At 61.2% G+C, this 26,986-nt stretch carries 21 protein-coding genes; 12 read left to right on the top strand and 9 right to left on the bottom strand.

Annotation, left to right across the window (positions count from 1 at the left end; genetic code table 11):
• Window positions 1-132: 132 nt before the first annotated feature.
• The gene (locus SIC14_RS14975) at window positions 133-1,032 is read left to right on the top strand and encodes a calcium-binding protein (protein ID WP_412562720.1); all 900 of its coding nucleotides are present in this window, start codon (window positions 133-135) and stop codon (window positions 1,030-1,032) included.
• A 32-nt stretch (window positions 1,033-1,064) separates the two neighbouring features.
• Here SIC14_RS14975 and SIC14_RS14980 read toward each other — a convergent pair whose 3' ends face one another.
• The 3 genes from SIC14_RS14980 to ccmI form a co-directional block, all read right to left on the bottom strand.
• Window positions 1,065-1,298 carry a DUF1289 domain-containing protein gene (locus SIC14_RS14980; RefSeq protein ID WP_412565877.1) on the bottom strand — a complete coding sequence of 78 codons (234 nt, stop codon included), beginning with the start codon at window positions 1,296-1,298 and terminating at the stop codon, window positions 1,065-1,067.
• Window positions 1,299-1,407: 109 nt separating this feature from the next.
• Window positions 1,408-1,872: a Holliday junction resolvase RuvX gene (gene ruvX, locus SIC14_RS14985; protein WP_412562721.1), complete on the bottom strand. Its 465-nt coding sequence runs from the start codon at window positions 1,870-1,872 to the stop codon at window positions 1,408-1,410.
• A complete protein-coding gene (gene ccmI / locus SIC14_RS14990) occupies window positions 1,869-3,095 on the bottom strand; it encodes a c-type cytochrome biogenesis protein CcmI (RefSeq protein ID WP_412562722.1) in 1,227 nt (408 codons plus the stop codon). Before ccmI ends, ruvX begins: the two co-directional genes overlap by 4 nt.
• A gap of 213 nt (window positions 3,096-3,308) precedes the next feature.
• Here ccmI and SIC14_RS14995 point away from each other — a divergent pair, with 213 nt between their 5' ends.
• The 7 genes from SIC14_RS14995 (at window position 3,309) to rarD (ending at window position 11,241) form a co-directional block, all read left to right on the top strand.
• A complete protein-coding gene (locus SIC14_RS14995) occupies window positions 3,309-4,553 on the top strand; it encodes a sarcosine oxidase subunit beta family protein (protein ID WP_412562723.1) in 1,245 nt (414 codons plus the stop codon).
• 16 nt (window positions 4,554-4,569) lie between these two features.
• Window positions 4,570-4,923 carry a sarcosine oxidase subunit delta gene (locus tag SIC14_RS15000; protein WP_412562724.1) on the top strand — a complete coding sequence of 118 codons (354 nt, stop codon included), beginning with the start codon at window positions 4,570-4,572 and terminating at the stop codon, window positions 4,921-4,923.
• A gap of 62 nt (window positions 4,924-4,985) precedes the next feature.
• Entirely contained in the window at window positions 4,986-8,000 is a 3,015-nt protein-coding gene (locus SIC14_RS15005; protein WP_412562725.1) for a sarcosine oxidase subunit alpha family protein, read from the top strand.
• Window positions 7,993-8,574 (top strand): sarcosine oxidase subunit gamma, encoded by a 582-nt coding sequence (locus SIC14_RS15010; protein WP_412562726.1) that lies wholly within the window; start codon window positions 7,993-7,995, stop codon window positions 8,572-8,574. Before SIC14_RS15005 ends, SIC14_RS15010 begins: the two co-directional genes overlap by 8 nt.
• Before the next feature lie 84 nt (window positions 8,575-8,658).
• Entirely contained in the window at window positions 8,659-9,309 is a 651-nt protein-coding gene (locus SIC14_RS15015; protein WP_412562727.1) for a hypothetical protein, read from the top strand.
• A 212-nt stretch (window positions 9,310-9,521) separates the two neighbouring features.
• Complete coding sequence (locus SIC14_RS15020) at window positions 9,522-10,124, top strand: superoxide dismutase (protein WP_412562728.1); 603 nt, start codon at window positions 9,522-9,524, stop codon at window positions 10,122-10,124.
• A 208-nt stretch (window positions 10,125-10,332) separates the two neighbouring features.
• Window positions 10,333-11,241 carry an EamA family transporter RarD gene (rarD, locus tag SIC14_RS15025; RefSeq protein ID WP_412562729.1) on the top strand — a complete coding sequence of 303 codons (909 nt, stop codon included), beginning with the start codon at window positions 10,333-10,335 and terminating at the stop codon, window positions 11,239-11,241.
• On the opposite strand, the gene SIC14_RS15030 is transcribed toward rarD, so the two are convergent.
• On the bottom strand, window positions 11,238-11,789 hold the full coding sequence (locus tag SIC14_RS15030) for a TIGR00730 family Rossman fold protein (protein ID WP_412562730.1): 552 nt from the start codon (window positions 11,787-11,789) through the stop codon (window positions 11,238-11,240). The genes rarD and SIC14_RS15030 overlap by 4 nt on opposite strands.
• A gap of 118 nt (window positions 11,790-11,907) precedes the next feature.
• Between SIC14_RS15030 and SIC14_RS15035 the strand changes: the two genes are divergently transcribed.
• Window positions 11,908-13,716 carry a LysM peptidoglycan-binding domain-containing protein gene (locus SIC14_RS15035; protein ID WP_412562731.1) on the top strand — a complete coding sequence of 603 codons (1,809 nt, stop codon included), beginning with the start codon at window positions 11,908-11,910 and terminating at the stop codon, window positions 13,714-13,716.
• Between the two features lie 121 nt (window positions 13,717-13,837).
• Complete coding sequence (locus tag SIC14_RS15040; protein WP_412562732.1) at window positions 13,838-15,661, top strand: ABCB family ABC transporter ATP-binding protein/permease; 1,824 nt, start codon at window positions 13,838-13,840, stop codon at window positions 15,659-15,661.
• Between the two features lie 60 nt (window positions 15,662-15,721).
• On the opposite strand, the gene SIC14_RS15045 is transcribed toward SIC14_RS15040, so the two are convergent.
• From SIC14_RS15045 to SIC14_RS15065, 5 genes are all read right to left on the bottom strand, one after another.
• Entirely contained in the window at window positions 15,722-16,855 is a 1,134-nt protein-coding gene (locus SIC14_RS15045) for a calcium-binding protein (protein WP_412562733.1), read from the bottom strand.
• Window positions 16,856-17,048: 193 nt separating this feature from the next.
• On the bottom strand, window positions 17,049-18,338 hold the full coding sequence (locus SIC14_RS15050; protein WP_412562734.1) for a calcium-binding protein: 1,290 nt from the start codon (window positions 18,336-18,338) through the stop codon (window positions 17,049-17,051).
• A 180-nt stretch (window positions 18,339-18,518) separates the two neighbouring features.
• The gene (locus tag SIC14_RS15055) at window positions 18,519-19,442 is read right to left on the bottom strand and encodes a calcium-binding protein (RefSeq protein WP_412562735.1); all 924 of its coding nucleotides are present in this window, start codon (window positions 19,440-19,442) and stop codon (window positions 18,519-18,521) included.
• A gap of 180 nt (window positions 19,443-19,622) precedes the next feature.
• Window positions 19,623-23,372, bottom strand: coding sequence for an efflux RND transporter permease subunit (locus SIC14_RS15060; RefSeq protein WP_412562736.1), 3,750 nt, complete (start codon window positions 23,370-23,372; stop codon window positions 19,623-19,625).
• Window positions 23,369-24,613, bottom strand: coding sequence for an efflux RND transporter periplasmic adaptor subunit (locus tag SIC14_RS15065; RefSeq protein WP_412562737.1), 1,245 nt, complete (start codon window positions 24,611-24,613; stop codon window positions 23,369-23,371). The genes SIC14_RS15060 and SIC14_RS15065 overlap by 4 nt, the downstream gene beginning before the upstream one ends.
• Before the next feature lie 229 nt (window positions 24,614-24,842).
• On the opposite strand from SIC14_RS15065, the gene SIC14_RS15070 reads away from it, so the two are divergent.
• Together SIC14_RS15070 and SIC14_RS15075 are read left to right on the top strand one after the other, a co-directional pair.
• Complete coding sequence (locus SIC14_RS15070; protein ID WP_412562738.1) at window positions 24,843-25,496, top strand: hypothetical protein; 654 nt, start codon at window positions 24,843-24,845, stop codon at window positions 25,494-25,496.
• 82 nt (window positions 25,497-25,578) lie between these two features.
• Complete coding sequence (locus tag SIC14_RS15075) at window positions 25,579-26,907, top strand: PQQ-binding-like beta-propeller repeat protein (protein ID WP_412562739.1); 1,329 nt, start codon at window positions 25,579-25,581, stop codon at window positions 26,905-26,907.
• Window positions 26,908-26,986: the final 79 nt, after the last annotated feature.

Genomic DNA, 26,986 nt, shown 5'->3' on the forward strand with positions numbered 1-26,986 from the left:
GACGTGATTTGGTCAACAATCTCAGCGAGATGACGTCAGTGTTGACGGATTCGAGTGTCGAGAATTTAACATCTTGCAACCAAAGATGGTGGCCGTTACCCCTTTCGATATTATCTGAGGGGGTAATTTGAAATGACGGGAATTTTACTGCTTTTGGGTCTTGGTGCCCTGGCTGCGGTTATGGGCGCTGGGGAAGACAGCCCTGCGGCAAATGACGTGATGCATGGCGACGGTGAAGGCACCGACGGCAATGACACGATGGTTGGCACCGATGGGGCCGACGATATCTTTGGCCGTTTGGGCGATGACGAGCTTTGGGGCGAGGCGGGCAATGACCTGCTGAAGGGCGGCCATGGCAACGACACCCTGTCGGGCTACCTGGGCGACGATGATCTGCGCGGCGGGGCTGGCGACGATGTGCTGGCGGCCCATGACGGGCAGGATCTGCTGAACGGCGGTGCGGGCAATGATCTGCTCAGCGGCGGCGCTGGCAATGACACGCTGGCGGGTGACGACGGCAGTGATTACCTGCTGGGCGACGGGGGCAACGATTCCCTGTTTGGTGAGCAGGGCTATGACTTCATGGCCGGGGGTGACGGATCGGATATGATGTATGGCGGCGAGGGTAATGATATCATCGAAGGCTATTACAACCCGATGTCTGCCGCTGACGGGCTGTTTCGCGACACGGACGTGCGGGGGGCGGACAGCCTGCTGGGCGAGCTCGGCGATGACACATTGATTGCCGGTTCCGCGGACACGCTGACAGGGGGCGCTGGTGCGGATACCTTCCGGCTGGGCACCTGGATCGGGGATCCGGTGACAGTGACCGACTATGACCCGGCAGAGGACCAGCTGCAGATCATCTATGAGGCCGCCGCAGGGCAGCCGGTGGTGACCGTGCAGCAGCAGGGCAGCAGCACAAATGCCGAGGTTCTGATTGACGGGCAGGTGGCCGCTATTGTCGAGGGTGCACATGGTCAGCTGACGGCGGGGGATGTCTTTTTCCTGGCCAACCCGACCTGGGGCTAACCCAAGTCTAATCTTGGACGAATCCAAAATCTCTAGGGTTTCACAACCCGAGCGGCGCGGCCTCCGCGCCGCTTTTTCAATTGGTCCTTACGGGCAGGCAGATCGGCCATGATGGCGCTGCGCAGATCCGGTGTCATCCCGGACCAGGCGGTGATTTCCTCAATGCTGCGATAACAGCCGACGCAGATGCCCTCTTTGGGGTGCATCACGCAGATCTGCACACAGGGGCTCTCGATCTCGTCACGGCGCCAGATTTCATTCATCAGCCTGCCTCAATCTACCCGTCTCACCTAACTGTGGTTGTTGCCTGTTCATTCAGGCCGATTTCGCCTGCCAAAAACCGTTTGTTTGCGACCGCATCACGGGCCAAAACCGTCACAAATTGCGTAGCCGGTCCAGAAACCCCTGCAGAATGAAGGAGGCGGCCACGTTGTCAATCTTCTCGGCCCGCTTGGCGCGCGAGGTGTCTGCTTCCAGCAAAGCCCGCTCTGCCGCCACGGTCGACAGGCGTTCATCCCAGAACCCAATCGGCAGATCGGTCAGCTGGCTGAGGTTGCGGGCAAAGGCGCGGGTGGACTGCGCGCGCGGCCCCTCTGAGCCATCCATATTGCGCGGCAGCCCTAACAGAATGCCGCCGACTTGACGGTCCTTGCAAAGTTCCAGCAAACGCGCCGCATCAACACCGAACTTCTTGCGCTTCACGGTCTCAACCGGCGTTGCCACCGATCGCAGCACATCCGAGACCGCAACCCCGATGGTCTTGGTCCCCAGATCCAGCCCCATCAACGGCTGCATCGGCGCTAAGGCGGCCGCCATGTCCTGTTCGGTTTCATAGATCATTGCAGCAACCCTGCATTTTTCGCGCCAGAACGGATCACCTGCAAGGCCTCCGGCACATTGACAAAGACCTGCTGCGCCTCTTCATAGATCGCCTGCGCCTGCGACATTTCCCCCAGCACCCCATAGGCCGAGATCAGCCGCGCCCATTCCTCGGGTGTGCCGCCTTCGGTGGTCAGACGTTCGGACAGTCCAGCGACCATACCACGGATCATATCGTTGCGCTCTTCTTCGGTCATCTCCTGTGCGGCACGCACCTGATCGGCGTCAGGGCCGGGCGCGGCGTCCAGCGCGGGCAGGGTATAGTCGACACCCGCCAGCCGGGCGACCTCTTCAATCTGTCCCCGCACCGGCGCAATCCAGGGCGCGTCATTGGGGCCTTCGGCAATCAAGGACTGCCAGGCGCGGAAGGTGGCATCAGGCCGGCCCACCTGGGCAAACATCAGCCCCATGTAATACCGCGCAACGCCGTTTTTCGGATCCAGCGCCAAGGCCCGCATCAGGGTGTTTTCCGCCTCAGGCGACACAAAGCCCCCAGCAGCGATCACCATGATATCGGCCAGATTGGTCAGATCGGCAGGGGTGACAGCCTCGCCCAGCAATTCAACCACTTTTTCCTGCGCGGCGCGGGCGGCCACATAGTTGCCAAGGCTCGCCTCATTCCGGGCCAGCAAACGCTGCCCCTGCAGATCGTCCGGGCGCTCTGCCACAGCGGCTCTGAGCTTGGTCATCAGTTCGATATATTCTTCGCTCACATCCTCAAAGGCGGGCGACGGCGGCAGCGAGGCTTCGACCTCGGCCTGGCTGGGGCGCTCACGCCGCGCTTTGTCTGCCAGTTCCAGCCGCAGGTTCAGGCCCTGATCGGCATAGCCCGGCGCGCCCATGTCATTGTAAAGATAGAGCGCTCCCCCGATCAGAAACACCGCAGTCACACCTGCCATGGCCAGACCACCCATGCGCGGCTGCCCCCCGGTGTCGCCACCTTCCTTCAGCTGCGCATCCGCCGCCAGAACCCGGCGCGAGATTTCGGCGCGGGCGCGATCGGCATCTTCTGCGGCGATCACCCCGCGAGCAGAGTCGCGATCCACTTCTTTCAGCTGGTCACGGTAGACCCGCAGATCATAGGCCGCTGGCGGTTCATCCCCGGCGCGGCCGCGCAACAGGGCAAGGGTCATCAGCCCCGAAACAACAAGGGCAAGGGTGATGATGATGATCCAGAACGTCATGTGGCCTCCAGCTGCAAGTGGCAAGAGATGTAGCCCCGTCCGCCCAGCGGCAAAAGCCCCAAAACACGCACATGGCTGTCATGTCGCAATTGCGTTGCGCCGCGGTGTCGCAACCAGACTGAAATATGACGCTTGGAAACGGGGGCGCCTGTCGCAAACAGGCCAATGATGAAGGGGACAACCCCCTCATGGATTCGAGCCGAAAGACGCCGCATGAAACGTTACTCTGCCTTTGCCATCGCCCGCGAAGCCGTCCGGTATCACACCGGCTGGGAACGCGCCTGGGCCTCGCCCAAACCGAAAAAGAAATACGATGTGATCATCGTTGGTGCAGGCGGTCATGGCCTCGCAACCGCTTATTATCTGGGCAAAAACTTCGGCATCACCAATGTGGCGGTGCTGGAAAAGGGCTGGCTGGGTGGCGGCAACACCGGCCGCAACACCACCATCATCCGCTCCAACTACCTGCAGGATGCCTCGGCGGCGATCTATGAAAAGGCCCGTTCGCTTTATGAAACGATGAGCCAGGACCTGAACTACAACGTGATGTTCAGCCCGCGTGGCGTAATCATGCTGGCGCAAACAGAACATGAGGTGCGCGGCTACCAGCGCACGGCGCACGCCAATGCGCTGCAGGGGGTGAAAACCGAATTCATCGGCCCCGAACGAGTTAGAGAACTGGTGCCGATCATCAATATCAACGGCCCGCGCTACCCCGTTCTGGGCGGCCTCTGGCAAGAGCGTGGCGGCACCGCACGTCACGATGCGGTGGCCTGGGGCTATGCCCGCGCCTGTTCGGCGATGGGGATGGACATCATCCAGAAATGCGAAGTGACCGGCGTGCGCTCCGAAGGGGGCAAAGTGATTGGCGTTGACACCACCCAGGGTGCGATCGACTGTGACAAGCTGGGCATGGTGGTAGCGGGCCATTCGGGCGTGCTGGCCGAAATGGCAGGCTTCCGTCTGCCGATTGAATCGCTGTCGCTGCAGGCCTTGGTGTCTGAACCGATTAAACCCTGCATGGATGTGGTGGTCATGGCCAACACGGTGCACGGCTATATGAGCCAGTCGGATAAGGGCGAAATGGTCATTGGCGGCGGCACCGACGGCTACAACAACTACACCCAGCGCGGCTCTTTCCATCATATTGAAGAAACCGTGCGGGCGCTGGTGGAAACCTTCCCGATGATCTCGCGCCTGAAAATGCTGCGCCAATGGGGCGGCATTGTGGATATGACCGGCGACCGCTCACCGATCCTGTCGAAAACCCCGGTGGATGGCATCTTCGTCAACTGCGGCTGGGGCACCGGCGGCTTCAAGGCGATCCCCGGCTCCGGCTGGGCCATGGCGGAGCTGATGGCCAAGGGCCATTCCCCCCTGACCGAGGAATTCGGCCTCAACCGCTTCTCCGAAGGCCGCTTCATCGACGAAAGCGTCGCGGCCGGCGTCGCCCACTAAGAAGGAACCTCAAGATATGCTCATCCTTCACTGCCCCTATTGCGGCGTCATGGCCGAGGAAACGGAACTGCACGCCGGTGGCGAGGCGCATCTGAAACGCTTCGGTCCCGGCTCTTCGGATGAAGAGTTCGAAGGCTACCTGTTCCACCGCGAAAACCCCAAAGGCGTGCATTTCGAACGCTGGCGCCATGTGAACGGCTGCGGCAAGTGGTTCCACGCCGCCCGCTGCACCAACACGCTTGAAGTTTTTGGCACCTACAGCGCGCAGGTCACCGCGCCGCCGCAGGAGATACAGGACAAAATCAGCGCCAAACGCCCCGGCTGGACCTGGGGAACCTGGGGCGACGATCCGAAAGGCCGCGACCAATGACCTTTCATCTTGCCCTAAATACTCAAATTCCCGCCCCGCAACCGGGCAAGGAGGCTTAAGACATGAGCACACGTCTCTCCACAGGCGGCCGCCTTCTCAACAAGGGCAAACAGGTCCGTTTTGCCTTTAACGGCAAACAGTTCCACGGCTTTGAAGGCGACACGCTGGCCTCGGCCCTTTTGGCCAATGACCAGATGCTGGTGGGCCGCTCGTTCAAATATCACCGGCCGCGGGGCATCGTCGCTTCCGGCGCGGAAGAGCCGAACGCGATCCTCGGTCTGGGTCTGGGCGGCAAGTTTGAACCGAACCAGCGCGCCACCACAACCGAGCTGTTTGAGGGCCTTAACTGTTCCTCGCAGAACCACTGGCCCAGCCTTGAGTTTGACATCGGCGCGGTGAACAACAAGCTGGCGCGGTTCTTCCCGGCCGGTTTCTATTATAAGACCTTCATGGCGCCGCGCGCGGCGTGGAAACATGTCTTTGAACCCATCGTGCGCCAGTCCGCCGGTCTGGGCCGGGTGCCAAAAGACCGTGATGCGGATCGCTATGAGCATTACTACGCCTTCTTCGACGTTGCGGTGATCGGCGGTGGTGTGGCGGGTCTGCAGGCCGCGCTGGCGGCGGCGGAGGCCGGTGCCAAGGTTCTGCTGATGGAACAGACCGCCCATTGGGGTGGCCGCGCGCCGGTTGATGGTGGCTCTATCGACGGTGGATCTGCCGAAGACTACGTCACCCGCACATTGGCCAAGCTGGAGGCGTTGGACAACGTTACCCTGCGCACCCGTATGATGGGGGCAGGGGTCTATGACCACGGCTACCTGTTGGGCTATGAACGTCTGACCGACCACACCCCCGATCAGGATGGTCCCCGGCACCGTCTGTGGCGCATCCGCGCAGACCAGATCGTGACCGCAACCGGCGCCATTGAACGCCCGCTCAGTTTTGCGGGCAATGACATCCCCGGTGTCATGCTGGCCGGTGCCATGCGCGACTATATTGTGAACTACGGTGTCTCCACCGGCGACCGTGTGGTGGTTGTGACCAACAACGATGACGCCTACCGCACGGCGCTGGTGCTGAAACAGAACGGTCTGGACGTGCCGGTCCTGCTGGACGCCCGCCCCGAAGGTGGAGGTGCCCTGGCCGAAGAGGCCCGCGCCGCTGGTATCCGGGTGGAAAACGGCAAGGCGATCAGCAAGGTCAAGGGTGGCAAACGTGTCACCGGCGTTGCGATCTGCACCCAAGCGGGTGAAGGCGCGACACTGGAAGAGATTGCCTGTGATGCCGTGGCCATGTCTGGCGGCTGGTCGCCGGTGGTGCACCTGTGGTCTCATTGCGGCGGCAAGCTGACCTGGGACGAGGCTCAGGCCCATTTCCGCCCCGATCCCAGCCGCCCCCCGTTGGGCGCCGAAGGGCAGGGGTTTGTCAAAGTGGCCGGTGCCGCCAATGGTGAATTTGACCTTGGCGCGATCCTGAAAGACGCAACAGATGCAGGCCTCAGCGCGGTGACCGCCGCTGGCCTGAAGCCCAAGTCCAAAGCCGAAGCGCCAACCGGCGAAACGCTGGCCGAGGCCAACCCTGCCGCTGTCTGGCTGATGCCGCAGGGCGCCGGGCCAGAGTTGCGGATGAAAGCCTTCCTGGATTACCAGAACGACGTGAAGGTCTCCGACGTCATGCTGGCGGCGCAGGAAGGCTACGAAAGCGTTGAACATACCAAGCGTTACACCACGCTGGGCATGGCAACAGATCAGGGGAAACTGTCGAATATCAACGGCTTGGCGACCCTTGCGCATTCGCTGAACGTGGACATACCGCAGGTCGGCACCACCACCTTCCGCCCGCCCTATACCCCGATCTCGATGGGGGCCATTGCGGGGGAGGCCCGCGCGGAAACCTTCCAGCCATTGCGCCGCACCCCGATGCACGACTGGCACGAAGCGCAGAACGCCTTCTTTGAACCGGTAGGCCATTGGCGGCGTCCCTACTGCTACCCGCGTCAGGGCGAAAGCCACGCCGAGGCGGTCAGCCGCGAGATCAACCAGACCCGCGCCGCGTTGGGGCTGTTGGATGCCTCGACCCTCGGCAAGATCATCGTCAAGGGCCCCGATGCTGGCAAGTTCCTCGACATGATGTACACCAACATGATGTCCTCGCTGAAACCGGGCAAATGCCGCTACGGGCTGATGTGTTCGGAAAACGGTTTCCTGATCGATGACGGCGTTGTCGCCCGCATTGATGAGGACACGTTCCTCTGCCACACCACCACCGGCGGCGCTGATCGCATCCACGGCCACATGGAAGAGTGGCTGCAAACCGAATGGTGGGACTGGAAAGTCTACACCGCCAATGTGACCGAACAATATGCCCAGATCGCCGTGGTTGGCCCGAAGGCCCGCGAGGTGCTGGAAAAGCTTGGCGGCATGGATGTCTCCAAAGACGGTCTGAAGTTCATGGAATGGGCTGATGGCGAGCTGGCAGGCATTCCCGTGCGGGCTTATCGCATCTCCTTCTCGGGTGAATTGTCTTATGAGATTGCAGTGCCCGCCTCGCTGGGCCGCGCGCTCTGGGACAAGCTGCTGGAAGCGGGGGCGGAGTTCAACGTCATGCCCTACGGCACTGAGGCGCTGCACGTGATGCGGGCCGAGAAGGGCTTCATCATGATCGGGGATGAAACCGACGGCACGGTGATCCCGCAGGATCTGGGGCTGAACTGGGCAATCTCGAAGAAGAAAGAGGACTTCCTCGGCAAGCGTGCCCAGCTGCGCAGCCATATGGCCGATCCGAACCGCTGGAAACTGGTGGGTCTGGAAACGCTGGACGGCGCGGTGCTGCCCGATGGGGCCTATGTGCCCGCCAGCGGCAACAACGCCAACGGCCAACGCAACACCCAAGGCCGCGTGACTTCGACCTATCATTCGCCAACACTGGGCAAAGGCATCGCCATGGCGCTGGTCCACAACGGGCCGGACCGCATGGGCGAGGTGCTGGAAATCCCCGGCACCGACGGCACAATCTACAAGGCGCGGATCTGTGATCCGGTCTTCTTTGACAAGGACGGGGAGAAGCAGAATGTCTGAGGCCCTGCTGAAAACCGCGCTCTCGGGCGCATCATCTGACGGCTTTGTGCAGGTTGAGGAACTTGGCCCTCAGGGCATGATCACCCTGCGTGGGGATTTCGAAAGCGCCGGTTTTGCCGCTGCGGTGAAAAAAGCCGTGGGTCTGGCACTGCCGAAACAGCGCAAGATCTCCAGCGGCAAAGGCGGCTCTGTTGCCTGGATGTCGCCGGATGAGCTGCTGATCCTGGTCAACTATGATCTGGCTGGCGCCACGGTGGCCAAGCTGAATGCCGCCCTTGAGGGCGAACATTCGCTGGTTGCGGATGTGTCGGACGCCCGCGCCTTCTTCCGCCTCTCTGGCGCGGATGGGGCGGTGCGCGATGTGATGGCGAAGCTGGCACCGGTCGATTTCAGCCCCGCCGCCTTTGGCAAAGGTGACATCCGCCGCTCGCGTCTTGCGCAGGTGGCCGGTGCCTTCTGGAGCCCGGAAGAGGGCGTGATGCAGGTGATCTGCTTCCGCTCGGTCGCGCAATATACCTTTGATCTGCTGCGCGTTGCATCCGCAAAGGGCGGCGAGGTAGGGCATCTCGGCTAACCCCCGCACGGCCATTATAACCAAAGCTTGTCAAAGCCCTGCCAGCTGTGGGACGGTCCCACGATATTCTGGCAGGGCTTTTTCATGACCTATTTCCGCAAACTTTTCTCCGGGCAATTGCCGCCCCTTGATACCTTCCTGATCGGCTTTGTCGGCATCGCCATCGCGCTGAACCTCAGCGCGCTCTGGCTGGCCTGGCCGGTGACGCTCTTGTCGCTGAACTATGGCGCGCTTGCCGCCCGTGTGGTGCAGGCGCTTTGGCTGATCGGCTGTATCCTGTTCAGCCTGATCGCCCTGCGCGCCTTCCGTCGCAGCGCGGCGCAAATGATGCTCTGGCTGCGCCTTGGCGGCCTCCTCCTCATTGCGCTCACCACAGTGCAATATGGCTACCGCCTTGTCGCCGTGTTCCACCCCGGCCTGCCGATGAGCCGTTTTGCCGTGGAACGCGAGGTGGAAGCCATGCGCCTCATCCTGCCGCAACAGATCGGCGAGGGCGTCACCCTGACAGGCGCGCGGCTCAACGGCGAAATCTTTGAAATGACCGTCGAAATGGAGGGGCCCGGCCTGATTGCCCGGCGCACCAATATGGCGGAAACCGAATTGGGCGCCGAGGCCTGCCGCAGCTACCGCGGCATGTTGCGCGGCAGAACCGTCAGTCGGATCGAGAACATCTACCGCACCCAGGACGGCGCGTTCATCACCTATCTGGACGAACGCGACTGCCCCAATCTCTAAGCCCAAACTCTGCCCCATTCTTCTTGGCTCAAATATCCTGGGGGAATTGGCCAAAAGGCCAAGGGGGCAACGCCCCGCATCGTTCAACACCTCCCTCTCAGCCAGCGCTCAGAGATTGTGCAGAAAAACCTGACCCAAACGCTTGACCTTTTGGCGCGAGTTGGCACATCTAGGGCCAACGGAAACTTGCAAAAAGAACAGGGAGCATCCCCATGGCATTTGAACTTCCCGACCTTCCCTACGCCCACGACGCACTGGCCGATCTGGGCATGTCCGCAGAGACGATGGAATACCACCACGATCTGCACCACAACGCCTATGTTGTGAACGGCAACAAGCTGATCGAAGGCACTGAATGGGCCGATAAATCCCTGGAAGAGATCATCACTGGCACCTATGACGCCAATGCGGTTGCTCAGAACGGCATCTTCAACAACATCTCGCAGCTGTGGAACCACAACCAGTTCTGGGAAATGATGGGCCCGAACGGCAACGCCATGCCCGGTGAACTGGAAAAAGCGATTGTTGAAAGCTTCGGCTCGGTTGACGCTTTCAAATCCGAATTTGCTGCCGCGGGTGCCGGTCAGTTCGGCTCGGGCTGGGCCTGGCTGGTGAAAGACAAAGATGGTGCGCTGAAAGTGACCAAGACCGAAAATGGCGTCAACCCGCTGTGCTTTGGTCAGACCGCGCTGCTGGGCTGCGACGTGTGGGAACATTCCTACTACATCGACTTCCGCAACAAGCGCCCGGCCTACCTAGACAACTTCCTGAACAAACTGGTGAACTGGGAAAACGTCGCCTCGCGTCTGGGCTAAACCCCGCCAGATTTGTTTGAAGATCTTCGGAACGCCTCGTCTGTCAGACGGGGCGTTTTGTTTTGGGGTCAAAGACAAACAGGCAAGGGGCCGCTGCCCCCTTGGACCCCCGGGATATTTCCACCAAGAAGAAACAGCAAGCGTGGTGATTTCGCTTGCGTCTGATTTGATCAAATCAGAATGTGTGCCAAAGACAGGAGGCACGGGCATGTCACAGGCAGGGCAAGACAATCACCAGGCAAAGCTTGGCGTGCTGGCCTTGGTCACGGCCTGTACGGTCTGGGGCCTGTCGGGTCTGTTTTACAAACTCCTGTCGCATCTGCCACCGCTTCAGGTGTTGAGTCACCGGACGCTGTGGTCCTGTGTGTTCTTTGCGCTGGTGCTGCTGGTTCAGGGGCGTTTACCTATGCTGGGGGCGGTGCTGCGGCACCCGCGTCAGGTGCTGACCCTGCTGGTGGCGGCGCTGATGATTGGGGTGAACTGGTTTATGTTCATCTTGTCCATTCAGGTCGGCAAGGCGACCGAGGCGTCGCTGGGCTATTACATTTTCCCGCTGGTCTCGGTCCTGATGGGCATGGTGTTTTTTCGCGAACGTCTGGGGAACTGGCAATGGGCGGCGGTGGCACTGGCGTGTTTTGCTGTCTCGCTGCTGACCTGGGGACTGGGGGTGGCGCCCTGGGTGTCGCTGCTGATCGCGGTGACTTTTGGCCTCTACGGGGTGATCAAGAAAAAGCTGACCTTAGGGCCGGTGGTGTCGGTTACGGTTGAGGTGCTGCTGCTCAGCCCGGTGGCGCTGATTGTGCTCTGGCAGGTCTGGGCCGGCTGCGGCGCGGTCTGGGGGCAGGGGGCGCGGGATGTGGCGCTGTTGATGATTTCGGGTCCGCTGACCGCAACGCCGCTGATCCTGTTTTCCTATGCCACCAAACGGGTGCAACTGGCCACGGTTGGTCTGGTGCAATACCTCAACCCAACGCTACAGTTTCTGGTGGCCACAGTGGTCTTTGCCGAACCTTTTGGGCCGTGGCACGCCATTGCCTTCCCGATCATCTGGGCGGCACTGGCGCTTTACAGCGGCGCGAGCCTTTGGCAGGCCCGCCGCGCCCGCAGTGCCATTTAGCCCAAAGCGCTTTTGAGGCTGCTGACAAGTTCGGCCGGTGTGTCGACCACGCGGATCATTTCGCGCAGGGAACGGTCGGCGAAACCATGGTCGATCACATGTTCAATCAGCGCCAGAAGGGGCTCCCAGAAGCCTTTGGTGTTCAACAGGAAAATCGGTTTCTGGTGCAGTTGCAGCTGACGCCAGGTGACCACCTCGAAAAACTCATCCAGGGAACCCGCCCCGCCGGGCAGCACCACAATGGCATTGCAGTTCATGAACATGACTTTCTTACGTTCATGCATGTTTTCGGTGATCACAAAGCTGGACAGATCAGTCTTGCCCACTTCGGCCTTCAGCAGGTGCGTAGGGATGACGCCAAAGGTCTCACCCTTAGCGGCCTGCGCGGCCCGGGCAACGGTGCCCATCAGCCCCACATCCCCCGCGCCATAGACCAGTCGCCAGTTGTTATGCGCTAACGCAGTGCCCACAGCTTCGGCGGCTTCGCTATAAGCCGTGTCATTCCCGGGACGGGCGCCACAAAAGACGCAGACGGAGGGGGTAATCATCTTGATTTTCCTTGGCTAATCGTGCTTGTGACCACTGATACCCTTGTTCAAAGGGGCGCTCAACCGCTCTGCCGTGCTGCTAGCAGGGAAAATTGGTGGGCCTGGGGGAAGGAAAAAGATGACGAAAGAAACCGGAGCGGCCTCTGGCCAGACGCTCATTATGTACGGTGCCGGCGTGGCGGTGGCTGCGGTGGCGGCGCTGTTTGGTCTTGGGGTGTTTGATCGCGAAACACCGGCCAATGATCCCGACGCCCCTGTTGAGACGGCGGTGACACCTGCGGCGGATCCCGCGCCAGAAACGGTGGCTGAGCCGGCACCTGAGCCGGCGCCAGAACCAACTCCTGAACCTGAACCTGCCAGTGAACCTGCTCCGGAACCGGTGGAAGACACTCCGGCATCGGAGGCGGCGGAGACTGCCGATGCCGCGTCAGAGCCTGCCCCTGAGGCCACGCCAGCGCTGCCGGATGCACCCAAGTTTGACGTTGTTCGCGTCGAGGCCGATGGCACCACTTTGGTGGCAGGTCAGGCGGTCAGTGGCGCGGACGTGGACATTCTGCTGAATGAGGCGGTCATCCATACCGCGCAGCCTGGATCTGATGGCAAATTTGCCGCTTTCCTTTCGATCGAAGGGTCCGATCAGCCGCGGCTGATGGCCTTGGTTCTGCGACTTGGCGACGTGTCTGTGCGCTCCAAGGATCAGGTCATCATTGCGCCTGCGCCTGCACCTGCACCGGAGCCGGTTGTTGCGGAGGCGGCAGAAGAAACCCCTGTCGAGGTGGCCGAAGTGGCCCCCGAAGCGCCGACACAGCCTGTAACTGAAGACAGCGCTGCCCCCGCAGAGGCTGCGGTGGCAGTGGTTGAGGGGGCTGAGGCCGCTACAACTGAGGCCGCTGCAACAGAGATCGCTGAACCTGAGGCTGTGGTGGATGTAGCTGAAGCGGGTGTGGAGACGGCCAAGGCCGCCGTCGAAACTGTCGACGCCGTAGAGTCTGCAACAGCGGAGGTGGCGGAAGCCCCTGCTGAGGCGGTCACCGAGGTGGCAGAGGCTGTGGGGGAAGCAGTGGAGGCCACTGAGACGTCCACAGAAACCGCGACAGAAACTCAGACAGAATCTCAGGCTGAAACTCCAGCCGAAACCACGGCTGAAACCCCAGCGGCCACACCGGAACCGGCCCCGGAAGCTGTCACCACGGCAGAGGCACAGCCCGCGCCCGAAGCACAGCCGGAACCGGCCAGTGAACCTGCGGCAGAAGAACCTGCCCCGGAGGCGCAGCCAGCGCCCGAGGCCACGCCCGAACCCGCGCCGGAGGCTCAGCCGGAACCCGCGCCAAAGCCGGAAACCGACGTTGCTGAACCGGCGGCCCCTGTGGTCATCATCGCGGGCGAGGATGGTGTGAAGGTGGTGCAGCCTGCGCAGGCCGCCGAAAAGGCCGCGCTGGTGCTGGATGCCATCAGCTACGGCGAGGCGGGTGCGGTCGAACTGACTGGTCGCGGCGCGGCAGAGGCCTTCTTGCGGGTCTACCTCAGCAACAGCGCTGTGGGCGAGGGCAAGGTTGGTGCGGACGGCACCTGGACCATTGCGCTGAACGGCATTGCGCCCGGCATTTACACTCTGCGGGTGGATCAGCTGGACGGGGTAGGCAAGGTAACGTCGCGCGTGGAAACTCCGTTCAAACGTGAAGCCGAAGAAACCATCGCCGCCGCGCAGCAGCAGCCCGAAGAACCCAGCGCCGGCACCCCGGACACGCGGCCAACCGTGCCGCCTGTTCAAGTGGTGACCGTACAGCCGGGCAACACGCTCTGGGCGATTGCGCGGGATGCCTACGGCGAAGGTCTGCTCTATGTGCGGGTCTTTGAGGCCAACCGCGATCTGATCCGCGACCCGGATCTGATCTACCCGGGCCAGATCTTCACGGTGCCGCAGTAATCTGCCGGAACCCCAACATGTTCAAAGCCGCGCACCCCTCTGTGCGCGGCTTTTCTTATGCTTGCACTGGTCAGCGCGCCTGATCACAACTATTTGAGAAGGCCAGCAAGAAAGGACCGCTATGCGTCGTCTCCAGCACACCGCCTCAAACCTCAACAATGAACAGCTCTCGGGCTGGCGCACCATTCGTCGGGTGGCGCCATACCTCTGGCCTGCGGACCCCAAGCTTTCCTGGGTGAAATACCGTGTGGTCTTCGCCATGCTGGCGCTGTTGCTGGCCAAGGTGGTCGCGGTCTGGACCCCGCTCCTTTACAAGAACGCCGTGGACTCGCTGGCGGATGCCGGGGTGTCGGATCTGGCGATTGGCGCCGTGGGTCTGACGCTGGCCTATGGCGGCGCGCGGCTGATGTCGAACGGGTTCCAGCAATTGCGCGATGCCATCTTTGCGGCTGTGGGCCAACGGGCGCTGCGGCAGCTGGCGCTGGAGACCTTTACCCATATTCACCGCCTTTCTATGCGCTACCACATCACCCGAAAGACCGGTGGCCTGAGCCGGATCATTGAGCGCGGGGTCAAAGGCGTCGAATTCCTGCTGCGCTTCCTGTTGTTCTCCATCGGGCCGCTGGTGCTGGAACTGTTGATGATCGCCGGCGTTCTCTTTTTCCTGTTTGACGTCTGGTATCTCTCGGTCGTGGTGCTGACCATTGCGCTTTATGTCTGGTTCACCTTCAAAGTCACGGAGTGGCGGGTGAAGCTGCGCAAAATCATGAACGATCAGGACACCGACGCGAACCAGAAGGCAATCGACAGCCTGCTGAATTTCGAAACCGTGAAATACTTCGGCGCCGAAAAACGCGAGGCAGCCCGTTACGATGAATCCATGGCGGGCTATGAAAAGGCGGCTCTGAAGACGTCTTACTCGCTGGCCTTCCTGAACTTCGGCCAGTCGTTCCTGATCACCGGCGGGCTGGTTGCCGTGATGATCATGGCGGCCATCGGGGTGGAGCGTGGCGATCTTACGGTCGGTGATTTTGTCATGGTCAACGCCTATATGATCCAGATCACCATGCCGCTGAATTTCCTTGGCACGGTCTACCGTGAAATCCGTCAGGCGCTGGTGGATATGGGCGAGATGTTCGACCTGTTGGAACAGCCCGCTGAGGTAGCCGACAAAGCGGACGCCCCTGATTTGCAGGTCAAAGGCGGCCATGTGGCGCTGAAAGACGTGCAGTTCGGCTATGATGAGGAACGCCCCATCCTGCGCGGTGTCAGTCTGGATATCGACCCCGGCAAGACGGTGGCGATTGTTGGCTCCTCCGGCTCGGGCAAATCCACCATCGGGCGACTGCTGTTCCGCTTCTATGATGTGAATGTGGGCAGCCTGAGCATCGATGGGCAGGACGTGCGCGACATCACGCAGGAAAGCTTGCACGCTCAGATCGGGGTGGTGCCGCAGGACACGGTGCTGTTCAACGACTCCATCCGCTACAACATTGCCTATGGCCGCGACGGTGCCAGTGAAGAAGAGATCATCAACGCCGCCAAATCGGCGCAGATCCACGACTTCATCATGGCGCTGCCCGAAGGCTATGATACCGCCGTCGGGGAACGCGGGTTGAAACTGTCTGGGGGTGAAAAGCAACGGGTGGGCATTGCCCGGACCCTGTTGAAGAACCCGCCGATCCTCTTGTTGGACGAGGCCACCTCGGCGCTGGACACCGAGACCGAGCAAGAGATCCAGGAGGCGTTGGCCCATGCCGGTCATGGCCGCACCGTGATCACCATTGCCCACCGCCTGTCGACCATCGCGGAGGCCGATCAGATCGTGGTGCTGGAGAAGGGCGAAATTGTCGAGACCGGCACCCACGCCGAACTGCTGGAACGTCAGGGCCGCTACGCTCACCTGTGGCACCGTCAGGCCAACGAACAGGACGCCGCCGCCTGAAACGCCTAATCCTGCACATCAGAAGGGCCATCCGTTCGGGTGGCCCTTTTCCGTTGCAGGTCAGACCGTTGAGGTGGCTGGCCAGCCCCAAACAACATTCTCTGCGGTGATCTGGTCCGCTGTCACACCCGGCAGAAACACGCTGTTGGAATCACCCAGCGACACCGAGGTGCCCTCGGCGCTTTCGGTCACTTCAAGGACCAGCGTGTCTTCGGCCATGCTGCCGTCATAGCGTACAAACAACACATCTTCGCTGGGCTCGAAATCGTGGATGGTGATTTGGGAGGTGTAGAAATCATAGCTGAACCCATCAAGATGGATGTGGAACGCATCCGCGCCCGTGCCCCCGTAAATATTGTCCCCGTCATTGGCTTCGATGGTGTCATTTCCCGCCCCACCATAGAGAGTGTCGAGACCGTGGTAGCTTGGATCATAGATCCAGTCGATCGCGTGGATCAGGTCATCGCCATCACCGCCATCCAGCAGGTCAAAGCCGGTAAGGCCCATCAAGGTATCATTGCCGTCCCCGGCCAGCACAGTGTCGCGATCTGTGGCGCTAAGCTCTAGCGAGGTGCCTGAGGAAACGCCGCCACCGTCGATCCAATAGTCATCGCCGCCCTCAAGCGATACATGTTGATTGCCCTGCGCGGTCCAGACCTGATCGTTGCCCGCCCCGGCAATCACGCTGTCATCCCCCGCTCCGCTGGAGATCCGGTCCGTGCCTTCGCCGCCGTTCAGGGAGTCGTCCCCCGGCCCACCGTCGATGATGTCATCGCCCCAACGACCTTTGATGGCGTCATTTCCGTCGCCGCCAAGGAGGATATCCGACCCGTCGCGGCTGCCGATGGTGTCATTGCCCGTGCCGCCATCGACCACATTTGAATCCGCGCTGTTGCCGTCGACCGAAAGGTGGTCATTGCCCGCCCCGCCAGAGATCGAGTTGTCACCGCTGCCGCCATCGATCCGGTCATTGCCCGCGCCACCAAGAAGGGTGTCATCGCCATAGCCGGTGGTCACCGTGTCATTTCCCGCACCCAGATCCAACATGAGATCGTCGGTGGATTGCGCCCGTTGGATCAGGTCGTCCGCCGCACTGCCACTGCCACCAGACCCGCCGCCATCAGTTCCGCCGTCGCCCAGCACCTCCACCAAGAGAAGACCGCCAAACAGAGACAGTAGCGCAATTGCAATCATTACGTCCTCCAATACACGAGGGGCGGGGGTGCCGCGAAAAATAAATAACTTTCAGTAACTTATTTCTTTGTCTTTGGGGAATGTCGGGCGGTTGCGCCCGAGGGGTTTGGCAAAATTTCCAAGTCTTCTTTGTTACCACCCCGCCCGCAATGGGATGACGGGCGGGATGGCAGAGCGATTTAGGTCAGTGGGATCAGGCCGCGGCCAGCACCACCAGGTTGTCCGCAGTCACCTGATCCAAGGCGACGCCCTGCAACTGCAGGAAGGTCTGGCCTTCTGCGGTGAACACTAGGTCGCCAGTTTCAGGATCGGCCGAAATCATAATGTCGGCAAAGGTCACATCCACACCTTCCGGCAGCTGGACTGAAATGACCTCTTCTGCAGGGTCAAAATCGGTGATGGTGACGGCCGGCACGTCTTCGGCCAGTTCACCCTCTTCCAGCGCGTGGTAGGCGATGGTGAACGCATCCGCGCCTTCCTCGCCCGACAGCACGTCGCCAGCATCAGCAAAGAACACATCCTGGCCCACGCCGCCCATCACGGTATCCGCGCTGAAACTGTCGTCCGCCGCATCCAGCGAGAAGAAGACGTCATCCCCATAGCCCCCTGTCAGCAGGTCGGTGCCATAGGTTGAATTCAGCGTGTCCTCGCCAAGGCCGCCGGCCACCGTGTCGGCATGGGCTGCATCTTCGGCATTGTCGACGTCGCGCCAGCTGTCCGCCCCGCCGCCAAGCGCCAGTACCGAGCTGCCCGCACCGGTGCGGGTGATGTCCTGGCCGCTGCCACCGGTGTAGCTGTCATTGCCGCTGAGGACGAAATAGGTGTTGTTGCCGTCGCCTGCGCGCACGATGTCATCGCCAGAGCCGGATTTGATGGTGTCGTCGCCGCTACCGGCCTCGATCTCATCATTGCCGTTGCCAGCCTGGACGTAGTTGTTGCCGTCGCCAGCGTAGATGCGGTCATTGCCTTCATGGCCGCTCAGCGTGTCGTCGCCGTCGCCGGTGGCGATGCGGTCGTTGCCCAGTTTGCCGTTGATTTCGTTGTTGCCATCGCCGCCATTTATGGCGTCATCCCCACCGCCGCCGCTGATTGAGTCATGGCCGTCACCCGTGATCACCACATCATCGCCGCCGCCTGCAACAACGGCATTGTTGCCATTGCCCAGCTGGATGGTATCGGCGCCATTGCCGGTGTTGATCCGGTTGTTGCCGTCACCGGCCTCAATACTGTCATTGCCGCCAAAGGTTTCGATCAGATTGTTGCCTTCGCCGCCCAACACCAGATCATGGCCAAAGCCGGAAATCACACTGTCGTTGCCGTCCAGCGTATCCACATGCAGCGAACCGGTTTCATTGGGGTGGCCAAACAGGTCATCCCCATTGGTACCGTTCAGCGCCTGGTCATCCTCTTCCAGACCATCGCCAAACGTGCTGTTGCTTACCAAAAGTGCCCCAAGAAAGGGGATCAATGCCCAGGCAATCATAATCTCTACCCCAGTATAAAAATATACTTAAGTATGCCTGATTAAACTTTTGGTTGTCAATGTCGCGTCGGGTGCAGCTGTCCTATCGAAACCGATAATTTGCTTGCAATAACAACCTCCTGTTTCCGGAGTGGAAAAAGTTCACGCTTAGGTCAGGATTGTTTGCGGGGCGGAACCGACTCAGCTGGCGGCGGAGATGAAGACGTTGCTGGCAGTCAGGGCGCTGGCGCTGGTGTTTTCCAAACGCACCATTTCCAGCCCCGTAGCGCCGGGCACGGCAACAACCACTGCGGTGGGGGTGCCAACCTCGGTGAAGGTGAGATCCGCAAACACCGGCGTCGGGGTCACATCGGTGAAGATCCGCAGCACGTCCTCTGCCGGGTTGAAATCGGTCACGGTCACCACCTCGATGTTGCTGTTGCCCCCGCCATTGGGATCGGCCTCCACAAAGACCTGAAAGCTGTCAGCGCCCGTGTCGCCGGTCATGATATCACCGTCGTCGCCGCTGAGCGTGTCATTGCCGCCACCACCGACCAAAGTGTCGGCTGCGCCAGCCAGCGCGGTGGTGCCGCTGAATTCCGTGTCCAGCGCCGCCAGCAGATCATCGCCTTGGCCGCCGTTGATCAGGGCCTGCCCCCCCAAGGACAGGCCCGTGTCGTCGCCTTCTTCCAGATAGAACCGGTCGTCGCCGCCGGTGGAGCCGATGCTGTCATTGCCGTCACCACCGCGCACGGTGTCATTGCCGGTGCCCGCCACAACGGTGTCATCACCAAAACCGGCGTCCACTTCGTTGTTGCCGGGGCCTGCATCGATCAGGTCTTCGCCCAAGCCGCCCCAGATGGTGTCATCGCCGCCGGCCGAGGTGATGGAGTCCGCACCGGAATCGCCCTGTAGCGAGTCATTGCCGTCACCGGTGAGGATGCTGTCATTGCCGCCATAGCCGCGGATGGTTTGCGGATCGGTGCTGGCGGAGGTGTCAAAGCTGTCGTCGCCCGCGCCCTCAGGTGCGCCGCCGCCGCCACCACTGCCGCCGTCGGTCAGCTCATCAATGGCCCAGTAGGTCAGGCTCCAGCCCAAAAGTGACAGCAGTACAAGTTCAACCATATGCCCATCCCCCAATACGCAGTTCTCCGTCAACAGTGACTCCGATTGCGTCAGGGGGTCAACGGCACAACCAAAGGATTTTTCACCTAAATCTGTTGGATCAGAAACAGTTGGCGATGTGGCTGCAGACTGTTTCCGCAATGGAAAAGGCCGGGCGATGGCCCGGCCTTCTGGATCAGTTTACTCCGCTGCGGCCAGTTTGCCACCAGAGGGGGCAGGGGGATCCTGCGGCGCCTCGGGGGGCTCGGAATTGGCGGCTTCGGGCTGGGCTTTCACCGGTTCCGGCTTGGCCTCCAGATCGTCCCAGATCAGCTCGGGCGATTTGACCTTGCGGGCCGTCCTGCGCAGCGCCATGTCCTGGGCGGCGCGGCTGGCACGGCCCAGCGACAGGGCCTGCATCGCCCGCAGGAGCCACAGCACATAGGTTGTGAACCAGACCTGCATTGCCAGCATCGCCGGGGTGAAGACCAGCGTCAGCACGGTGGCAATCCCCAGACCAAAGACCACGGCTGTCGCCAGCTGTTTCCACCACAGCGCGGTGGGGCTGTCGATGGTGTAGCCACCGGTCATGAAGTCCAGCGACAGGCCGAACATCATCGGGGCCAGACCGGCCATTGTGGTCACTGTGGTCAGCAGAACCGGACGGATCCGGCTTTCGGCGGTGCGCACGATGGCCTCAATCCGCGGCATGTACTTGCTGTATTCCTGATAGGTGTCGATCAGAACAATGTTGTTGTTCACCACGATCCCTGCCAGCGCCACGATCCCCGTACCGGTCATGATGATCGAGAAGGTCTGATCCATCACCAGCATCCCGATCAGAACACCGGTTGTGGACAGCACCACCGCCAGCAGAACCAGCACCGAGTTATAGATCGAGTTGAACTGCGCCAGCAGGATGATGAACATCAAGGCCAGCGCCCCAAGGAAGGCTTTCGACAGGAACTCACCGGACTCTTGCTCGTCCTGTTGGTCGCCGGTCCATTCCCACTCGATCCCAGCGGGCAGGGGTTTGGTTTCAAGCCAGGTGGTCAGCGCGGCAATCCTCTCGGCAGCAGTCACCGCCACAAGGGTTGCGTCACCGGACTCGGCAGCCGCTTTGGCGGCATCCGGATCTTCAGCGCTGAAGATGGTGTAGGACTTGCCATCAGGTGTCGAGATCGTGCCGTCACCGTTTGGTGCCAGCCGCAGCTGGCCCAGGTTTTCCTCGTCCACCATCACATTGACCACTTCACCGGTCACCGCCGCTTTCACGTCAAAGTAACGTTTCTGATCCTCACGGCTGATCGAGGCCAGTTTGGGTACCGGCTTACGTGTGATGAAGTTGGCCAGCGGCACCAGACCGTCCTGGGTGCGCACCTTCAGGGTGTCGAGGGTCGACAACACGCGGTCCTGTTCGGGCAGGCGAACGCGGATTTCGATTTCCTCATCCGAGCTGTCCACGCGCATGGTGTCCAGCAGGATCCCACGGGTCACCAGCTGCACCATCGCGCCCACAGTGGCCACGTCAGCGCCGTAACGGCCGGCTTTCTCAACGTCCACGTCGATCTGCCAGTCGATACCGGGCAGGGGCAGGGTGTCTTCGATCAGCTCCAGCGCAGAGGTGTCATCAAATTGGACACGGGCCAGTTCAGTCGCGGCGACCAGATCGTCCCAGTTTTCCCCTTTGAGGCGCAGATGCACCGGCTTGGCCGAGGCCGGACCACGGGACGCGGCCAGGATCTCGATCTTGATGCCGGGGATTTCTTCCAGCTGTACCGTCAGCTCGTCCAGAACGATGTCGCCGTCCAGATCAGGGCGGTCGGCGCGGTCTTCCCACGGGATTGTCTCAAACTGCACCTGACCCACGGTATCAACGGGCGGCTGTGCTCCTCCAGTGTTGTTGTTCAGACCCCCTTCACCGGCAAAGGAGAAAGCGTTCAGAACACCGGGGTGGGCTAGGATGACGGCTTCGGCCTGCTGCACCAGTTCGTCCTTTTCCTCCAGCGAGAGGTTGCCACGGGCACGGACATAGGCGATCGCCATCTCCGGTTCGGATTCCACAAAGAATTCAACCCCGTTGTTGTTTTCTCCAAAGTAGGTGAAGACGTTGATCACAAAGCCGATCACGACAACCGCCGACACCAGCGGCATCACCGGATTGCCGGCGATGGCCTTGATGAAATAGCCAAACAGCGTGCGATTGTGCCCCGCCTTGATGCGGTTGCGACGCCACTGAATTTCGGCTGCACCCAGTGTGACCGAGGCCGCAAAGGCCCCCAGCATGAAGATGACACCGCCTACGAGCAAGTTAATAATGCCTGCCTCTGCCAGAGGCAACACGTAGTTGGGGTTCAGCAGCTGCATCGCACCGGTAAACATCAGCAGGATCGACGGCGGCACCAATGCGGCGCGCACAACCCAAGGCAGCTTGCGCTTCAGGAAGTCCGACATGTTGCTGAACGCACGGCTCAGACGGCCCGACACACCGCCCATCACGGGCAGGTAGATCAGCGCCACCACCAGCGAAGCGGACAGAACGAAGATCAGGGTCACAGGCAGCATGCCCATGAATTCACCGGGAACCCCAGGCCAAAACAGCATCGGCAGGAAGGCACAGAGCGTTGTGGCGGTCGAACTGACCACCGGCCAGAACATCCGTTTGGCGGCCTCGACATAGGCGTGCATCGGGCCAACGCCCTCTTTGATGCGTTTGTCGGCGTATTCGACCACAACAATGGCTCCGTCCACCAACATGCCCACCGCAAGGATCAGACCAAACATCACAATGTTGGAAATGGTGATCCCCATGATTGCCAGAAGCACGAAACACAGCAGGAACGAGGTTGGAATTGCAAAACCCACCAGCAGCGCGGCACGGCTGCCAAGCGCGGCCAGAACCACGATCATCACCAGCGCAATGGCGGTCAGAACTGAGCCTTCCAGCTGGCTTACCATAGACTGCACAATGCGGCCCTGGTCGTTGGAAGTGCCGACATCCACCGCGACCTGCAGATCCGAAGGCCAGTCCTCACGGGCCTCTTCAATCGTGTCACGCACCACGTCCACGGTGTCCATGATGTTGAAGCCTTTGCGCTTCACCACCTGTAGGGCGACGGTGGACACACCGTTGAACCGGGCGGTGCCGGCGCGGTCTTCAAAGGTCAGTCGGATTTCGGCCAGATCCCCCAGGGTCACAACACGTTGCCCGTTGATCTTGACGGGCAGCGAATAGATATCCTGCGGTTCATCAAAGCTCGACGGGATCTTGACCGCAAAGGAGCCCTGTTCGGTTTCCACCTCACCGGCGGCAACCAGCATGTTGTTGTTGGTCACAACCGAAATCAGTTCACCTGCGGTGACGTTGTAGCTTTCCAGCCGCAGCGGATCGATCACAACTTCAACCATCTCATCGCGGTTGCCCGCAATGCCCGCTTCCAGCACCGGTTCCAGCGCTTCCAGCTTGTCCTGCAGGTCTTTGGCAACCTTATACATGGTCCGTTCCGGCACATCGCCGGTCAGGTTCACAATCAGGATCGGGAATTCGGAGAAGTTGATTTCGTTGACCGAATAGCTGTCCGCCCCTTCGGGGAAGCTGGCCTCGGCCTTGGTCATGGCGTCGCGCACGTCGGCCATAACTTTGGTTTTGTCCCAGCCAAACTCGAATTCCAGCGCCACACCGGCGTAGCCTTCGTTGGCGGTGCCAGAGATTTCCTTCAGCCCGTCCAGATCGGCAAGCTCGGTCTCCATTGGTTTGACCAGCAGCGTTTCTGCATCCGAGGCCGAGATGCCCGGGAAAGGCACCGAAACGAAGAGGGCAGGGATCTCAATATCCGGCTCACCCTCTTTCGGCAGGCTGGAGTAGGCAAAGCCCCCCGCCAGCAGCGACAGCAGCACAAAGGCCAGAACCATCCGGGCGCGAGACGCGGCCCAGTCTACCATTCCGGTCATTTCGACGCCTCCCGGTAGGTGGGCTCAACGGTGACGCCGTCAACGACGTATTCCTGCCCCACAACAATCACATCCGCACTGTCACCCAGTCCGGTGACCCAGACACCTTCGGCCGTGTCGCGCATCAGGGTGACCGCCTTGAAGGCCACAACGTTGCCCTCTTCGATCACACGCACACCCAGATCGCCCTGATCGTCCAGCGTCAGAGCAGAGCCTGGCAACAGATGGGCTTTGGAGCCGGCCGAGGCAATCAGGATGTCAGCGGTCTGACCGTCACGGATCGACATGTCAGCGTTGGCTACATCGATGTCGACGCGGAAGGTCCGGGTCTGCGGATCTGCCGAACGCGACAGGAAGGTCACTCGGCCGCGTACTTCGCGGCCATCGGTCAGACGGGCCCCAGCAAGGCTGCCGAGGGCCACACGGTGAACCTGCGTTTCCGGCACATAGCCCACAACCTTGATCGGATCGAGCTGGATGATGGTGCCGCAGGTGGCGCCAGCGCTCATCAGCGAGCCAAGCTCAGCGGTGTCATTTTCCAACAGACCGGCAAAAGGCGCGGTGATGATCAGACGTTCAATCTCTTTCTCTGCTGCGGCCACGGCGGCCTCAGCGGCGCGGATACCGGCCTGCGTCGTCTCCAGACCGGAACGGGCGGATTCAACACCGGCTTCTGCCGACAGAACCGCTGCCTGGGTCGCCGCTACGCGGGTTTCAGAGGCGTAACCGGTTTCCGACAGCTTGGTGGCAACATTGTCGTTGATCAGTGCTTCATTCAGACGGGCCTGCGCCTCTTTCACGCGGGCCTCAGCCTGCGGAACCTGTGCCATTGCATTGGCCAGATCCGCCTGCGCCTGCGCCACAACCGTGTGGCGGGTGCCGGGGTCCAGCGTGCAGAGCATCTGCCCGGCCTCAACAAAGGTGCCGCGACGCAGCGGTTCGGAAATCACCTGCGCGGTTGTTTCGGCGCGCACTTCAACCTGACGGGCCGCTTCGGTTTCGCCGCGCAGCAAGACCGCGCTGTCGATCTCTTCGGCTTCGGAGGTCTGCACGACCACCTTGACCATCGACTGTGCCAACGCCGCCATGGCGGGGGCATCGGCGGCAGGAATGTCGGTTTTGTCTTCAGACGTGATTTCTTGTTCACCAATGGCAAAAGCCATCAGCGTTTCACGTTCCATCACCAGCAAGTACAGCATGGCGGTCACCACAATGGCGGTCAGAAAAGGAACAATACGCATCTACGGGGTCCTTAAGGCTAATTCTTTGCGCTCAGATAGTCGCTTAGTTGGAGGCCTAATTTCCAATTACAAGGCCATGTACGAATTTCTGAACGATTTAGTTCAGTTTACGCCTCTGGCGAAGGGGTCGCAACCCGATAGTGGCAAAGCGTCGCATCCCTTTGGATAGCGCCTCTTGGCACTGCGCCGCCAAAACGTTAAGAGAAACCAAACCAATGGGGGCAGTGCCGTGAGCGAAACCGATAGTTTCATTGAAGAAGTCAGCGAAGAAGTCCGCCGTGACCGTCTTTATAAGTCGATCCGCCGCTATGGCTGGATTGCAGTTGTGGGCGTTGTGGCCATTGTTGGTGGCGCTTCGTGGAACGAATACAACAAGGCGCAGGCCCGCGCCGCCGCCGAAGCCCTTGGCGATGGAATCATGTCCGCGATGGACGCGGATGAACCTGGTGCACGCGCCGATGCGCTGGCGGCCATTGCCGCTGAGGGCAACGCCGCTGTTGTTCTGAAACTGCAGCAAGCCGCCGAGCTAGAAGCTTCGGACCGCGCCGATGAGGCCATTGCGATCCTTGATGGCATTGCCAGCAATGGCGATGTGGCGGCGATCTACCGTGACATCGCAGGGTTCAAATCGATCCTGTTGCAGGGAAGCGCCATGGAGGCCTCCAGCCGCCGGATCGCGCTGGAAAGCCTTGTCACCAGCTCGCCTGCGCTGCGCATTCTGGCCGAAGAGCAACTGGCCCTGCTGGAGATCGAAATGGGTGAAACCAGCGCCGCGCTGGAACGGCTTGAGCGGATTGCCGCGGATGCGGATGCCTCGACAGGCTTGCGTCGTCGCGTTTCTCAGTTGATTGTGGCCCTCGGAGGCGAGCGCTCGGGCGCTTAACCCGCCTTGGGGGCGTGTCCCGCCCGGCCAAACGGTCAGACGGGGCGCGATTAGATAAGACAAGATTTAGAGGGCAGGATTGGTGAAACGCAGTTCCTTGATCATGGGTGTGGCCGCAATGGCCATTTTGGCCGGTTGCGCCGACCGCGAAGAAATCCTGCCGGGCAAACGCGAAGATCCGCGCGCCATCCTCACCGAAGGGGTCCCTGCCGAGCAGCTGGCCCCCGAATTGGCCCGTGCTGCAACTGAGGTCCGCTTGCCCAAGATGGTGCAAAATGCCAATTGGACCCACAGCATTGGCACCCCGAAAACCCGCATCAGCCACCCCAGCCTTGCCACCGCGCCTCAGCTGGTCTGGAGCGCCGATATCGGGGTGGGCGATGGTCGCCGCAACCGGATCACCGCTGACCCAGTGGTCGTAGATGGACGTATCTACACGCTGGACGCCGAGGCCCGTGTCACCGCGACCGGCACCGACGGCGCCACCCTGTGGTCGGCGGATCTGTCCCCCGCCCGCGACGCAGCCTCTGAGGCCACCGGCGGCGGAATCGCCTATGGCAAAGGCAAACTCTATGTCACCTCCGGCTTTGGCTTCCTGACAGCACTGGATCCGGCCACCGGTGAGTTGCTGTGGAAACAGGATCTGGGTTCGACCAGTTCCGGTGCCCCAACAGTCTACGGCGATCTGGTCTATCTGGTTGGCGGCGATGACACCGGCTGGGCGCTGGAAGCTGACACCGGCCGCATCCGCTGGCAGACCAGCCAGTCCAGCGATGTGAACAACGTCCTGGGGGCACCCGCACCGGCGCTGAACGATAAGTTTGCTGTTTTCGCCTATGGCGACGGCGCATTGCACGGGGTGTTCCGCAACGGTGGCCTGCGTACGTGGACCGCCTTTGTGTCCGGCCAACGCCGCTCGGATGCGCTGGCCAAGGTGAATGACATCACCGCCGATCCCGTCATTGTCGGTGACAAGCTCTATGTCGGTTCCCACGCGGGCCGCATTCTGGCACTGGATGTGACCACAGGCGAACGCCTCTGGACCGCCCGCGAAGGGGCGATCAGCCCGGTTCTGCCGCTGGGCGGCTCGATCTTCGCGCTCAGCGATCAGAATGAACTGCTGCGGCTGGATGCCCGCGACGGGGTCAAGATCTGGGCCAAAGACCTGCCCAATCTGAAAAAGCTGAAACAGCGCAAAGCCAATGAGGTCTTCGCCCATCACGGCCCGATTCTGGCCGGCGGCCAGCTGATTGTGGCCTCCAATGACGGGCTGCTGCGCTTCTTTGATCCGACCAGCGGAGAGATGACCCGTGAGGTTACTGTGCCCGGTGGGGCGACCACCGCACCGGTGGTGGCGGGCGGCACGCTTTACGTTGTTGGCACCAAAGGGCAATTGCACGCTTTCCGTTGATGCAAAACTGGTATAACAGGGCGGCTTGATCCGCCCTTATACCTTTGCGGGCCGCATTGAACGCCGCGTGCCTGCCATC

The organism is Thalassobius sp. MITS945101, from assembly GCF_047123305.1.
Taxonomy (GTDB): domain Bacteria; phylum Pseudomonadota; class Alphaproteobacteria; order Rhodobacterales; family Rhodobacteraceae; genus Thalassobius.